Origin of the sequence: Arthrobacter sp. M2012083, from assembly GCF_000281065.1 — a bacterium.
Taxonomy (GTDB): Bacteria; Actinomycetota; Actinomycetes; order Actinomycetales; family Micrococcaceae; genus Arthrobacter.
Map to the genome: position 1 here is coordinate 16,439 of NZ_AKKK01000008.1, position 13,215 is coordinate 29,653.

Annotated in this window: 8 protein-coding genes; 4 read left to right on the top strand and 4 right to left on the bottom strand. The window is 62.7% G+C overall.

Annotated features, from left to right (window positions below):
* Window positions 1-42 precede the first annotated feature (42 nt).
* The 4 genes from A477_RS0105240 to A477_RS0105255 all read left to right on the top strand — a co-directional run bounded on the left by A477_RS0105240 (window position 43) and on the right by A477_RS0105255 (window position 7,602).
* Entirely contained in the window at window positions 43-1,131 is a 1,089-nt protein-coding gene (locus A477_RS0105240; protein ID WP_017197974.1) for a fatty acid desaturase family protein, read from the top strand.
* Between the two features lie 85 nt (window positions 1,132-1,216).
* On the top strand, window positions 1,217-2,182 hold the full coding sequence (locus tag A477_RS0105245; RefSeq protein ID WP_017197975.1) for a quinone oxidoreductase family protein: 966 nt from the start codon (window positions 1,217-1,219) through the stop codon (window positions 2,180-2,182).
* Window positions 2,183-2,335: 153 nt separating this feature from the next.
* Complete coding sequence (locus A477_RS0105250) at window positions 2,336-6,247, top strand: Pls/PosA family non-ribosomal peptide synthetase (RefSeq protein WP_017197976.1); 3,912 nt, start codon at window positions 2,336-2,338, stop codon at window positions 6,245-6,247.
* 11 nt (window positions 6,248-6,258) lie between these two features.
* On the top strand, window positions 6,259-7,602 hold the full coding sequence (locus A477_RS0105255; RefSeq protein ID WP_017197977.1) for a M1 family metallopeptidase: 1,344 nt from the start codon (window positions 6,259-6,261) through the stop codon (window positions 7,600-7,602).
* Here A477_RS0105255 and A477_RS0105260 read toward each other — a convergent pair.
* The 4 genes from A477_RS0105260 to pheS all read right to left on the bottom strand — a co-directional run bounded on the left by A477_RS0105260 (window position 7,599) and on the right by pheS (window position 13,113).
* The gene (locus tag A477_RS0105260) at window positions 7,599-8,237 is read right to left on the bottom strand and encodes a 4'-phosphopantetheinyl transferase family protein (protein ID WP_017197978.1); all 639 of its coding nucleotides are present in this window, start codon (window positions 8,235-8,237) and stop codon (window positions 7,599-7,601) included. The genes A477_RS0105255 and A477_RS0105260 overlap by 4 nt on opposite strands.
* Window positions 8,238-8,452: 215 nt before the next feature.
* The gene (locus A477_RS0105265) at window positions 8,453-9,319 is read right to left on the bottom strand and encodes a trypsin-like serine peptidase (RefSeq protein WP_017197979.1); all 867 of its coding nucleotides are present in this window, start codon (window positions 9,317-9,319) and stop codon (window positions 8,453-8,455) included.
* 186 nt (window positions 9,320-9,505) lie between these two features.
* Window positions 9,506-12,049 (bottom strand): phenylalanine--tRNA ligase subunit beta, encoded by a 2,544-nt coding sequence (gene pheT, locus A477_RS0105270; protein ID WP_017197980.1) that lies wholly within the window; start codon window positions 12,047-12,049, stop codon window positions 9,506-9,508.
* A 2-nt stretch (window positions 12,050-12,051) separates the two neighbouring features.
* On the bottom strand, window positions 12,052-13,113 hold the full coding sequence (gene pheS, locus A477_RS0105275; RefSeq protein WP_017197981.1) for a phenylalanine--tRNA ligase subunit alpha: 1,062 nt from the start codon (window positions 13,111-13,113) through the stop codon (window positions 12,052-12,054).
* Window positions 13,114-13,215 lie beyond the last annotated feature (102 nt).

Here is a 13,215-nt window from a genome sequence, read left to right on the forward strand (position 1 = left end):
CGTCGGCTGCAGCGTTGCCCGTTAGCGATACGGGGCACATTTATGTCACCCACGTCCACCGCTGAGCGCCCCAAAGCTCGCGCAATTCAACCAAATCCCGTCGTCCAGAGCTACTCAGAGCTCCTCAAGAGCGTCAAGGCAGCCGGACTCCTCGAACGCCGTAGCGGCTTCTACATCTGGGTCTTCGTGGCCTTGGTACTGCTCATGGCCGGCACCTGGCTCGGCTTCGCACTCATCGGCGATTCCTGGTACCAGCTCTTGATTGCTGCGGCTGTGGGCATCCTGTGCACGCAGCTTAGCTTCCTTGCCCACGAGGCAGGTCACAAGCAGATCTTCGCTTCGCGGCGCGCCAACGACTGGTCCGCCCGCCTCCTGGCCACCGGTGTGGCCGGCATCAGCTACTCCTGGTGGGAACAGAAGCATGGAGCCCACCACAACCACCCCAACGTCATCTCCAAAGACCCGGACATCCGGAACAACGCCTTGGTGTTCTACGAAGACGCTGCAGCTGAACGTAAAGGCCGCCTGGCCTTCCTCACCAAGAAGCAGGGCTGGTTCTTCTTCCCGCTCCTGACGCTCCTGGGCTTGAGCTTGCAATTCGACTCCCTTCGCTTTGTTTTCGGCAAGCAGAAAGTTCGTCACCGCTGGGTAGAGACGCCTATCCTCGTAGCGAGGCTCGCCGCCCTCCCGGTTCTGGCTTTCACATTCCTGCCCATCGGTATGGCGTTCGCCTTCCTGGGCGTGCAAATCATGGTCTATGGCTTCTACATGGGTGCCTCGTTCGCCCCGAACCACAAGGGCATGCCGGTCCTTCCCAAGGACAGCCGGGTGGACTTCCTCAACCGCCAGATCCTGACCTCGCGCAACATCTCCGGTGGCCTCTTCATGGACTTCCTCCTGGGCGGACTCAACCGGCAGGTGGAGCACCACCTGTTCCCGGACATGGCACGTCCCCATTTGTACAAGGCCACCAAAATCGTGCGCGAGTTCTGCGCCAAACACTCCATTCCCTACACCGAAACCACGTTGGTGCAGTCCTACGGCATCGTGGTCAGATACCTGAATGAAGTAGGCCTGGCAGCAGGCCGCGGCTTCGACTGCCCCGTCGCGTCGACGCACGGACGCCGCTAGGCGTTCGACACGGGAGGCCCCAACCTCCCTAGGATGGATTCTGAAACCGGGCACCGGAAGGACCGCCCCGGAGTAAGGAGCCACCATGACGCACGCCATCGTTGCAAAGCAGTCCGGAGGACCTGAGGTCCTCGAGTACGCATCCGTGGAAGTACCGTCGCCTGGCCCCGGCCAGCTGTTGATCAAGGTCGCAGCTGCCGGGGTCAATTTCATTGAGACCTACCAACGCAGCGGCACCTACAAGGTGGACTACCCGTTCACTCCGGGCGCCGAGGCAGCCGGCACCGTGGAGGCCGTCGGAGCGGGGGTTGAGGAATTTTCCGTCGGCGACCGAATTGCCACGGCCGAGGGAACCAAGACCTACGCGGAATACGCACTGGTTGACGCGAGCAAGGCTCTGCCGGTTCCGGCCGGCGTCGATGATCACACTGCCGCGGCCCTGCCCCTCCAGGGAATTACGGCCCATTACCTGATGAATTCATCCTTCCGGGTGGAGCCCGGCCACACAGTTCTCCTGCATGCAGGTGCCGGCGGCGTGGGCCTGCTGCTGACACAGCTGCTCAAGGCCCGCGGCGCGCGCGTCATTACCACCGTCTCCTCCGATGAGAAGGCCGACCTCTCCACGCTGGCAGGCGCCGATGAAGTGCTCCGCTACGAGGGCTTCGCTGACAAGGTCCGTGAACTCACCGAGGGCGAAGGCGTCAACGTAGTGTACGACGGCGTAGGCAAGGACACGTTCGACGACTCCCTTAAGAGCCTGCGCATCCGGGGTGCCATGGTGCTCTTCGGTGCTGCCTCCGGCCCTGTACCGCCGTTCGATCCACAGCGTTTGAACGCCGCAGGTTCGCTCACTCTGACGAGGCCCACCATGGCGCACTTTGTTCAGAACGCCCAGGAACGCCGGTGGCGCTCAGCGGAGATTTTTGACGCCGCCGCCAACGGCACCCTTGCTGTCAGGGTGGGCGCAACCTACCCGCTCGCGGAAGCCGCCCAGGCTCACAGGGACCTTGAAGGCCGCCGTACCACCGGAAAAGTCCTTCTGGTTCCCTGACCCTCTTGAACGCCATCTGTGCAAAAAGCGAACAGTGGGGGAACAAAGCCTGACGTGCAGGAAGCGGCGGACACCTTTTGTTCATCTTTCTGCGGAAAGCTGACAGACGTGAGCACAGAACATCCCGCTGGGGCCGGTACGACGCCTGCCCTGATGACGTACCGTCCCCAGCTACCGGGAGGGGCCGCGGCTCCCGCCGAGCGAACTCTCGTTGACATCCTGGAAGAAACCGCTTCATCATTCCCCGAGGCGTCGGCCCTGGATGATGGGCACAGGTCGTTGAGCTACACCGAGTTACTCAAGGCCGTTCGCGCTTTTGCCACGCAATTGAATAATGCGGGGCTTGGCCGAGGAGACAAAATCGGCGTCCGGATCCCGTCCGGCACCAATGAGCTCTACATCGCCATACTTGGAATCCTCATGGCTGGTGCTGCCTATGTTCCCGTGGATGCGGATGACCCCGAAGAGCGGGCCCGTCTGGTTTTCGGCGAAGCCAGGGTGGGGGCAGTCATTGCCGGGGGCCTTGACATCCAGCTCTCCGGCCCGGCAAAGGAAGGTGTCTCAACGCCATCCGTGCCCGGATTGGACGACGACTCGTGGATCATCTTTACCTCCGGATCCACCGGGACTCCCAAGGGCGTCGCAGTGAAGCACCGTTCGTCAGCAGCGTTCGTTGATGCGGAGGCCCGGATCTTCCTCCAAGCTGAGCCGATCGGCCCGCAGGACCGCGTACTTGCCGGCCTTTCCGTAGCTTTCGATGCTTCCTGCGAGGAGATGTGGCTGGCCTGGCGGCACGGAGCCTGCCTGGTACCCGCACCACGGGCCCTTGTTCGAACCGGCATGGACCTCGGTCCCTGGCTCATCAACCACGGCATTACCGTAGTTTCAACTGTGCCCACCCTTGCCGCGCTGTGGCCGGCCGAAGCATTGGAAAACGTCCGTTTGCTCATCTTCGGCGGCGAAGCCTGCCCGCCTGAATTGGCCGAGCGCTTGGCAGTGGACGGTCGTGAAGTGTGGAACACCTACGGGCCCACTGAGGCCACGGTCGTTGCCTGCGCCGCGCCCTTGGGTGGACCCGGCCCCGTGCGGATCGGCCTGCCGTTGGACGGTTGGGACCTGGCCGTCGTCGATCCACTGGGCGTTCCGGTGGCCGAAGGCGAAATCGGCGAACTGATCATCGGCGGGGTAGGGCTGGCCCGCTACCTCGATCCCGCCAAAGACGCCGAGAAGTATGCCCCTATGACCACACTGGCATGGGATCGCGCTTACCGTTCGGGCGACTTGGTGCGATACGACTCAGAGGGCCTGATCTTCATGGGAAGGGCCGATGAACAGGTCAAGCTGGGTGGACGCCGGATCGAACTCGGCGAAGTGGATGCAGCGCTTCAGTCCTTGCCCGGCATAGCCGGCGCGGCTGCTGCAGTACAGACCACCGCGGCCGGCAACCAAATCCTGGTGGGTTACCTGGCTCCCGTTGACGGTTACGAGCCGGACCTGAACGAGGCCCGCAGGCTGCTGGGCGAAAGCCTCCCGGCAGCCCTGGTCCCCTTGCTGACCATCGTCGATTCCCTCCCCACCAAAACCAGCGGAAAAGTAGATCGTCATGCCCTTCCTTGGCCGCTTGCGGGAGCCGGTGCCGCCGAGGCAAGCAACGCTCCACTGAACCTTCCCGATGATGCCCGCTGGGTGGTAGACCAGTGGGAGTCCGTGCTGGGAAGCCCGGTCAGTTCACTCGACGCCGATTTCTTCGCCTATGGCGGCGGGTCCTTGGCCGCCGCCCAGCTCGTTTCGGCCCTCCGCGTTCGGTACCCCACTATCACCGTCGCCGATATCTATGCGACGCCCCGCGTGGGGGCGCTGATTGACGCTGCAAGGCAGTCACTTCCCGACGGCGGATCGCTGGGGCCCGCTGCTGAGCGCACCGTCCGTGCTACCGCCTTGAAGTCACAAATCTTCCAGGTCCTCATGGGCGTCCCGCTGCACATTCTCGTGGGAATGAGATGGCTGACTTACCTGATGGCCGCCAACAAACTCCTGGCAGACTTCGCCGGATTCGCGGCGGCACCCGTGGCCTCCTGGTGGTGGATCGCAGCGTCGTGGCTGGTCTTCGTCAGCCCCTTGGGCCGGATGGCGATCTCCGTGGTGGCGGCAAGGGTGCTGCTCGGCAGGATTGAACCCGGGACATATCCGCGATCGGGCAAGACCCATCTGCGGCTGTGGCTCGCAGAACAAATTCAGGATCTCTCAGGTGCCATCGGCCTTGCCAGCGCCCCGTTCGTCCCCTACTACGCGCGTGCCTTGGGTGCAAAGATCGGCAAGGACGTCCACTTGCACTCCCTGCCCCCTGTCACGGGCCTGCTGTCTTTGGGTAGTGGAGCAAACATCGAGCCCGAAGTGGACCTATCGGGCTGGTGGGTGGACGGCGATTCAGTCCACATCGGCCAAATCCATGTGGGAGCCGGTGCCGTTGTGGGCGCACGCAGCACCCTCATGCCCGGAGCGACCATCGGCGCAGGCGCCCACGTCGATGCCGGATCCGCTGTGCTGGGCAAAGTGAAAGCCGGGCACCTCGTGGCCGGCTCCCCCGCAGAACGTCGCGGGAAAGCCAAGCACGAATGGCCGGCAGCAACCAGCCGACGGCCCGTCGTCGACCGGCTCTGGTTCTCCGCCTTCGCCAGCGCGTCGGCCCTGCTGGTCCTTATCCCCTACATCTCTGCGTTCGCGGGCGCACTGGTGGTCCTGAATTTCATCCAGGGCCATGAGTCGCTGGAAACAGCGCTGCCACAGATCGCCCTGGCCGTTCCCCTTGCGGCCCTGGTGTGGTTCTTCGGCAATCTGATGCTCATCCTGATCGTTGCGAGGCTTCTCGGTTTGGGCCTGAAAGAGGGCTACTACCGCGTGCGCAGCCGCATCGGCTGGCAAGTCTGGGCCACGGAGCGCCTTCTCGACATGGCTCGAGACCTCCTCTTCCCCGTCTATGCGAGCCTCTTCACGCCGCTCTGGTTGCGTCTCCTCGGGGCCAAAGTTGGCAAGAACGTGGAGGCCTCCACGGTGCTGCTGGTTCCAAAAATGACCACCATCGGCGACGGCGCCTTCCTGGCTGACGACACTATGGTGGCCTCATACGAGCTTGGCGGTGGATGGATGAAAATTGCTCCAGCCAAAATCGGGAAGCGATCCTTCCTTGGCAACTCCGGGATGACCGCTGCTGGACGGAACGTGCCCAAGAACTCCCTTGTCGCGGTACTGTCTGCCACCCCCGCGAAAGCAAAATCCGGAACCTCCTGGCTTGGCAGCCCGCCTGTCAGATTGCGCCGCACGGCCGTAAACGCCGACCAGACCCGAACCTTCCAGCCACCCCTCAAGCTCAAGGTGGCGCGCGCTGTGTGGGAACTGTGCCGACTGGTGCCCGTCATCCTCACCGTGGCGATCGCTGTCAGCGTCATGCTGGTCCTGGACTGGATAGCACGTGGCTGGGGTTACTGGATTGCGGCAGTCCTCGGCGGTGTAGTGATGCTGGCAGCGGGAGCCGTGGCGGCGCTCAGCTCCATGGTGGCAAAGTGGGTTCTGGTAGGAACCATCCGCTCGGGCGAGCACCCGCTGTGGAGCTCGTTCATTTGGCGCAACGAGGTTGTGGACACCTTCATTGAAATGGTCAGTGCGCCGTGGTTTGCCCGCTCTGCCGCCGGAACTCCTGCCTTGGTGTGGTGGCTCCGTGGGCTGGGCGCCAAGATCGGCCGGGGAACGTGGTGTGAGAGCTATTGGCTCCCCGAGGCCGATCTCGTGTCCCTTGGTGAGAACTCCACAGTCAACCGTGGCTGCGTTGTTCAAACGCACCTGTTCCATGACCGCGTGATGAGCATGGATACAGTGACGCTTGGAAATGGGGCAACGATGGGCCCGCACGGCGTCATCCTTCCCGCAGCCAGCATCGGCGACGGCGGAACTGTTGGTCCGGCGTCGTTGGTCATGCGTGGCGAAACCGTCCCGGCGGGGACGTATTGGATGGGTAACCCTGTGAGCCCGTGGGTGGGCCCGCCTGCACAAGCGCCCCGTCTCAAGTAGATTGGGACACAATGACCGCACCCACCAGCGCCCCCCGGACCTTGCCCGACCCCTACACCCTGGACCACGGCAGCACCAGCTACCGCGTGGACCGGTATGAGTTGGACCTCGACGTCAGGCTCGGCAGCAACAAGCTGATCGGCAAGGCGGTCCTCCGTTGCACGGCATTGGAAGCGGTCAAACAGATTGTCCTTGACCTGGTGGGCTTGAGGGCATCCAAGGTTCAGCTGGACGGCAAGAAGGTCCAGAAGTTCAGCCAGAGGGCCGAGCACCTCGTGCTGTCGCCGGCATCCGCGCTGAAACCGGGGCAGCAGTTCTCGCTGGAGATCCGCTACGACGGAAACCCCCAGCCGCGTCGCGGCCTCTGGGGAGACGTGGGCTGGGAGGAATTGAACGACGGCGTACTGGTCGCCGGCCAGCCCAACGGCGCGGCGTCCTGGTTCCCCTGCAATGACCATCCCCGATACAAGTCCAGCTTCCTCATCTCCGTCACCACGGACGACAACTACCGTCCGGTGTGCAACGGCACGTTGGTAGCCCATTCCCGCAAGTCAAGCCGGGAAACGTGGGTCTACGAACAGGCGGAGCCCATGGCAACGTACCTGGCCACTGTGCAGATCGGCCGATACGCCAGGATGCCGCTGCACGTGGACGACACCGACCACCGGGTCCCCCAGTTCGTCGCAGTCACTTCCGAAATGGCCGTGGATGCTCTCCAAGGCCTGCGGCGGCAGCCCGACATGATGCGCACGTTCGAGGATTGTTTCGGTCCCTACCCGTTCGCCGACTACACCTCAGTGGTCACGGAGGACGAATTGGAAATTCCGTTGGAAGCGCAGACTGTCTCAATTTTTGGACGCAACCACATGCGGGACGCTTGGGATTCGCAGCGCCTGATCGCCCACGAACTCTCCCACCAGTGGTTTGGCAATTCATTGACCGTCAGCAGCTGGAAAGATATCTGGCTGCATGAAGGCTTCGCTTGCTATGCCGAGTGGCTGTGGTCCGAGGAATCCCGGACCATGACGGTTGCGGCCCGTGCGCTGGCTGCTTGGAAAAGGCTCGACGCCGGTCCGCAGGACCTTCTGGTGGGTGACCCCGGCCCTGAGCTGATGTTCGACGACCGTGTCTACAAGCGCGGGGCTTTGGCCGTTCACGCTGTGCGGACGGCCGTCGGGGATGCGGCGTTCTTCGATTTCCTGCAGCATTGGACGAATGCCAACCGGCACGGATCAGTGTCAACCGTGTCTTTCATCGAAGCTGCTGACGCCTTCATACCGGGGTTTGATGCCGCGGCCATCCTGCGACCATGGCTGTACGAAACCGCGCTGCCGCCGCTGCCTTCCGTGCGTTAGCCGAGTGCCAGGGCGGCAACAAAACCGTCAGGCAATTCCCACTCGGTGACATCGCGCAGGCCGGGCCGGTCCAGCACCTCCAGCTCCGCGGGGTTATGCCGCAGCCCTTCCCCGGTCATCTTCAACCACGCTTCCTTGCGCGCCCACAGCCGGGCACGTTGCGTGGCTAGGTCCTGTTGCGGGACGGACGCCAGGGATTTCTTCTCGGCTGCGGTCAAGGCGACGTCGTCGAAGCCTCCGAACGCGACCCCGCCTACCGTTTCAAGGTCCACACCCAGCCGGAGGCCATCCGCTCGATGCTCGACGCCGGCCAGCAGCACCCAGCCGGCTGCCCGCGATGCGCTTAGCGCCAAAGGTGCAGGACCGCCGTCGAGCGTAAACCCAGGCCGGCCGTGGTCCTGCCCCGGCCCGCACTGCGGACAGTGATAGTCGGGGACGAGTCGAGCAGGATCCACCTCGAGGAGCGAAGCGGCAAAGTTCAGCAAGGCCAGCCGGCCAGCCACAAATTCTGCCCGATCCTCAGGGTTGGTGAATGTGTCGGCACGATCCAGGGCTGGTTGGCCGAGGGCTTGGACGCGGATGTCCGGAACGAGCAAGGCGTCGAGCTTCTGCAGCTCAAGTATTGGGCTGGCCATCACGGCTTCCAGGCCAGGTGTCGTCTTCCAGGGCGGACCATGCCCTGCATTTCCCTACGTGGACTATGTCTTGTCATTCAGGTTCTCTCACAGATATTGCCGGCTCGCCTCAGGCAAAACTCTATCTGCTCAGCGCTTATGGCTCCGGACAGCAGTGTTTCCCGCAGCCACGTGGACGCTGCGGGAAACACTTTTAGCGGCGTGGTACAGCCGCGCTACTTCACTGAGGTGAGGTAATTCGCCAGCGTGGGTGTGATGCGCGTGCCTGAATTGTAGCTGCCACCGTTGGTATGGATGGCCATGATCGTGTTGGAGCTGTTGTAGACGGGGGCACCGCTTTGTCCGCCGTAGGTGTCCATCTTGTAGTAGACCTTTTCCGTCGTTGTGCTCTCAATGGGGCCGGTCATCGACCACATGGTGCCAAAGGCTTTATCCCCCGGATAGCCACGGACCGTGGTGCTGGTTCCGTTCAGGCTGGCCGTGGTGCCGGCGTAGTTGAGCCAGCCGGTGGTGTTGCCGATGGTGCAGTCCAGTTTGATGACACCCCAGTCGGCGTTAGTGTTTGCGGAGTCGATCCAGCGTTGGTCGGTGAAGATCTCCGTTGCTCCGCAAGTGCCGTAGGGGTCGGTTGAGCCGTTGCGGCCCGGAGCAACTTTGACGCCCCACGAGTAATCGGCCTCAGAACCCGTGCCGCCTTCGTGCACACAGTGACCTGCCGTCAACACGGTGTCATCGGAAATCAAGGCTCCGGAGCAAATGTATCCACCATTGAACTCGATCTGCACGATGGAGCGGTTGGGGGCAGCCGTGGTGTTGGTGATCCGAACCCGGCCATCAGCGCCGATAACTGAGTCCGTGGACGCCCCTCCGGTCTTGGACGGGGCGGCGATGGCGTACTTATCCGCCAACGGCGAGGCGGCGGAACCGGAAACCTGCGACTGGTCCACGGTGTGCGACACAGGCTGGACGTCTGCTACAGCCACTTGTGGCGTCGACTCTGACGCTACTGCGGCTCCGCCCAGCGAGGACGTCAAAGCCATAACTGCAGCCCCGACAAGCAAAGCAACATTCTGCTTCTTCATGGGTACCTTTCAAGGGACGGCTCTCAGCGAACCGTGCGTGGAATGTGATACACATGCTTCACATGTGTATGACAGAACTGTCATACACATGTGAATAGTCTGTCAAGATGCTGGGAGTGCAATCTCGTTAAAGAGGAATCCCCGGGACCAAAAGGTCCCGGGGATTTTAATCAATTGCGGTAAGGATCAGCGCTGGACCGCTCCAAAGCGCTCGGTCGCCACGGCCACAGCAGCTGCGCGTGCTTCGGAAGCCTCGTCAGCGGTCAGGGTGCGGTCGTCTGCACGGAAGCGCAGGCCGAAGGCCAGCGACTTCTTGCCGTCCTCGATGCCGGGACCAACATAAACGTCGAACAACGAAACATCCTCAAGAAGTACACCTGCTCCTTCGCGGAGGGCAGCCAGTACCTGGTCTGCCGGAACCTCCTGCGCGACAACAAGGGCAACGTCCTGTGTCGCCACGGGGTACCCGGAGATGTGCTTTGCCACGATCACGTCAGCGGCCGCGTCAAACAACGCTTCCACATTGACCTCAACAGCGACAGAACGCGCAGGCATATCGTGCGCAGCGAGGAGCTTCGGGTGAAGTTCACCCGCGTAACCCACAACATCGCCGTTGCGCAGCGCAAGCTGAGCCGCGCGTCCGGGGTGGAACGCCTGGTGGCTACCCTGGCTAACAACCAGTTCCACGCCCAGGACATCCGCCATGAGGCGTGCCACATCAACAGCGTCAGCCCAATCCCAGGCACGCGGGGTGTGCGTGGCAGCGGCGGGAGAATCGTGGCCGGTCATAACAGCGGCGATGTGCAACGGCTGGTGCGGAACGCCGTCGTACAGTGCATCCAGTACGTCATCGGCCGGCTTGACGCCCAGCGGCGGAATGGAATCCGTGCCCAGCTTGTCGCCGGGAAGGAAGACCGAACCCGCCTCATACAATGCCAGATCGCGGAAGCCGCGCGAGTGATTGCGGCGGGCAACCTCGATCAGTCCCGGCAGGATGGACGTACGGAGGAATCCTTGTTCCTCACTGATGGGGTTCGCCAGCTTCAGCGCCGGACGAGCGCCACCTTCAGCCGGAACACCGAAAGTGTCATTGGCAGCTTTGGAGACGAACGGGTAGGACAATACTTCGGTGAGCCCCGCATCCGCCAGCGCCTGGACAACCCGGCGCTTCTGCTGCTGGCTTCGGCTGAGCCCACGACCCGGAGGCGCAACCGGAAGAGTGGCAGGAATGTTGTCGTAGCCAACAAGCCGGGCGATTTCCTCGGACAGGTCTTCCTTGGTTTCGAGGTCGTTGCGCCAGCTCGGAGCAGTAACCCGGTAACCGGTGGACGTCCTTTCCACCGCAGCGCCAAGGTCCTCAAGCGAAGTGGTGATCTGCTCGTCCGTGAAGTCAATGCCGATACGGGCGGCAGCGAACTCAGCAGGCAAGTCGATAGTCACGGCGTCAGGTGCGGTTCCGACGTCGGTCCCCGCCTCGTCCGCCGTGCCACCGGCGAGCTCGACCAACAGATCCACCACACGCTGGGCAGCGATGTGGGCCACGTGCCAGTCCACGCCACGCTCGAAGCGCTTGGAGGCTTCGGACGGCAGCTTATGGCGGCGACGGGAACGCGCGATTGAGACCTCATCGAAGTGCGCCGCTTCCACCAGGATGTTCGTGGTGGAGTCGGAAACCTCGGTGTGGGCACCACCCATGACACCGGCAATGCCGATGGCGCCGGAGTCATCGGTGATCAGCAGGTCCTCGACATCGAGCGTGCGCTCCTTGTCGTCCAGGGTGGTGATCTTCTCCCCCGCCACTGCGCGACGCACCACGATGTCGCCCGCGAGCTTGTCGAGGTCGTAACAGTGGTTCGGCTGCCCGAGCTCAAGCATGACGTAGTTGGAGATATCAACCGGCAACGAGATGGAGCGAACGCCGGCCAAGCGAAGTCGCGCGGACATCCACGGCGGGGTGGGACGGGAAGCGTCAACGCCACGAACTGTGCGGGCCACGAAGCGGTCGCAGCCAGGCTTACCGTAGATGGGAGCGTCGTCGTTGAGCTTGACGCCATAGCCGCCCTGCAGGGTGGCCGGAGCCGTGACCCTGGACGCCGGGTCCACGAAGGTGGTTCCGGTGGCGTGGGCGTACTCGCGTGCCACACCACGGATGGAGAAGGCATAACCGCGGTCCGGTGTGACGTTGATTTCCGCTGCTTGGTCGTACAGACCCAGCAGTTCCATCGCATCAGTGCCGATTTCCGGATCCAGGCCGATGCGCGAGAGCACCAGGATGCCGTCGTGGTCATCGCCGATGCCGAGCTCACGGACGGAAGCGATCATGCCCGCGGAAAGGTGACCGTAGGTCTTCCGTGCGGAGATCTGGAAGTTACCTGGCAGCACGGCACCGGGGAGGGTGACAACAACTTTGTCGCCTTCCACGAAGTTGTGCGCACCGCAAATGATGCCTTGCACGCCCGAAGGATCAATTCCCTTGCCGGTAAGGGTCTGCTGCTGGCCTTCCGGAACAACTCGAACCTGGCACCAGTTGATGGTCTTGCCATTGGTCTGCGGTTCTTTGACCAGGCTCAGTACTTGGCCAACCACAATGGGACCCGTGAGCTCGTCCGTGGGACGGTGGACTCCCTCTTCTTCAAAGCCGACCTTGACCAGGTCAGCCATGACGTCTTCGGCCGTAGCATCGGCCGGAACCTGCGCGAATTCGCGCAGCCAGGAAAGTGGGATACGCACTGTTAGATCTCCATCCCGAAGTGCTCGCTGAAACGTATGTCGCCTTCGATCATGTCGCGCATGTCGCCAACCTCGTTGCGGAACATGAGCGTGCGCTCGATGCCCATGCCGAAGGCAAAACCTGAATAGATGTCCGGATCGATGCCGGCTGCCCGGAGGACGTTGGGGTTGACCATCCCGCAGCCGCCCCACTCAATCCAGCGGGGACCACCCTTGGCACCCGGGTGCCAGATGTCGAGCTCAGCGGAAGGCTCCGTGAACGGGAAGTAGTTGGGGCGCAGGCGAATGGAAGCTTCGTCTCCGAACATCTGGCGGGCAAAGTGTTCCAGCGTGCCACGAAGATCCGCCATGCTCAGGTCCTTGTCGATCGCCAATCCCTCGAACTGGTGGAAGACAGGGGTGTGCGTTGCGTCCAGTTCATCCGTGCGGAAGACCTTGCCAGGGCACAGCACATAGATAGGCACTTCGCGTTCCAACATGGAACGGACCTGCACCGGGGACGTGTGCGTCCGCATGAGCAGGTGCGCTTCGGGTGGCTCCACAAAGAACGTGTCCTGCATTTCGCGTGCCGGGTGATCCGGCTTGAAGTTAAGGGCATCGAAGTTGAACCACTCAGACTCCACCTCGGGGCCTTCGGCGATTTCCCAGCCCATGCCAACAAAAATGTCCGAGACGCGGTCCTGCAACGTGGACAGCGGGTGGCGGGCACCGGCGCGACGGCGACGCGGAGCGGCCGTAACATCAACGGTTTCTTCCACCAGGATGCGGGCGTCATTCTCGGCCTCGAGAACTTCAGTCCTGGCTGCGAGCGCCTTGTTGACCCGGCCACGGGAGGAACCCATGAGCTTGCCGGCGGCAGCCTTGTGCTCCTTGGCCAAGCCACCGATTTCACGGTTGGCCAGGCTCAGCGGCGACTTCTCACCTGTGTGGGCGAGGCGGACAGCCTTGAGTTCTTCGAGGGAGGAAGCAGCCGAAATGGCGGCAATGGCGTCCTCGACGGCAGCGGTAATGGCGGCTTCATCCAGCGGATCCGGGATGGCAGCGCCTGGCAAAGTGTCAGTCATCTACTGTTCTTAGCTACGAGTAGGGAGCGGCCCGGCAAGGCGGACCTGCAAAACGAAAGGGTAGTGCTCGCCGCGGACGGCAGGCACTACCCTTCAGTCTAG

What these genes read in the sequence shown, in the direction of transcription:
- A477_RS0105240 (WP_017197974.1), top strand. Translation starts at nt 43, where the DNA reads ATGTCACCCACGTCCACCGCTGAGCGCCCCAAAGCTCGCGCAATTCAA.
- A477_RS0105245 (WP_017197975.1), top strand. Translation starts at nt 1,217, where the DNA reads ATGACGCACGCCATCGTTGCAAAGCAGTCCGGAGGACCTGAGGTCCTC.
- A477_RS0105250 (WP_017197976.1), top strand. Translation starts at nt 2,336, where the DNA reads ATGACGTACCGTCCCCAGCTACCGGGAGGGGCCGCGGCTCCCGCCGAG.
- A477_RS0105255 (WP_017197977.1), top strand. Translation starts at nt 6,259, where the DNA reads ATGACCGCACCCACCAGCGCCCCCCGGACCTTGCCCGACCCCTACACC.
- A477_RS0105260 (WP_017197978.1), bottom strand. Translation starts at nt 8,237, where the DNA reads ATGGCCAGCCCAATACTTGAGCTGCAGAAGCTCGACGCCTTGCTCGTT.
- A477_RS0105265 (WP_017197979.1), bottom strand. Translation starts at nt 9,319, where the DNA reads ATGAAGAAGCAGAATGTTGCTTTGCTTGTCGGGGCTGCAGTTATGGCT.
- pheS (WP_017197981.1), bottom strand. Translation starts at nt 13,113, where the DNA reads ATGACTGACACTTTGCCAGGCGCTGCCATCCCGGATCCGCTGGATGAA.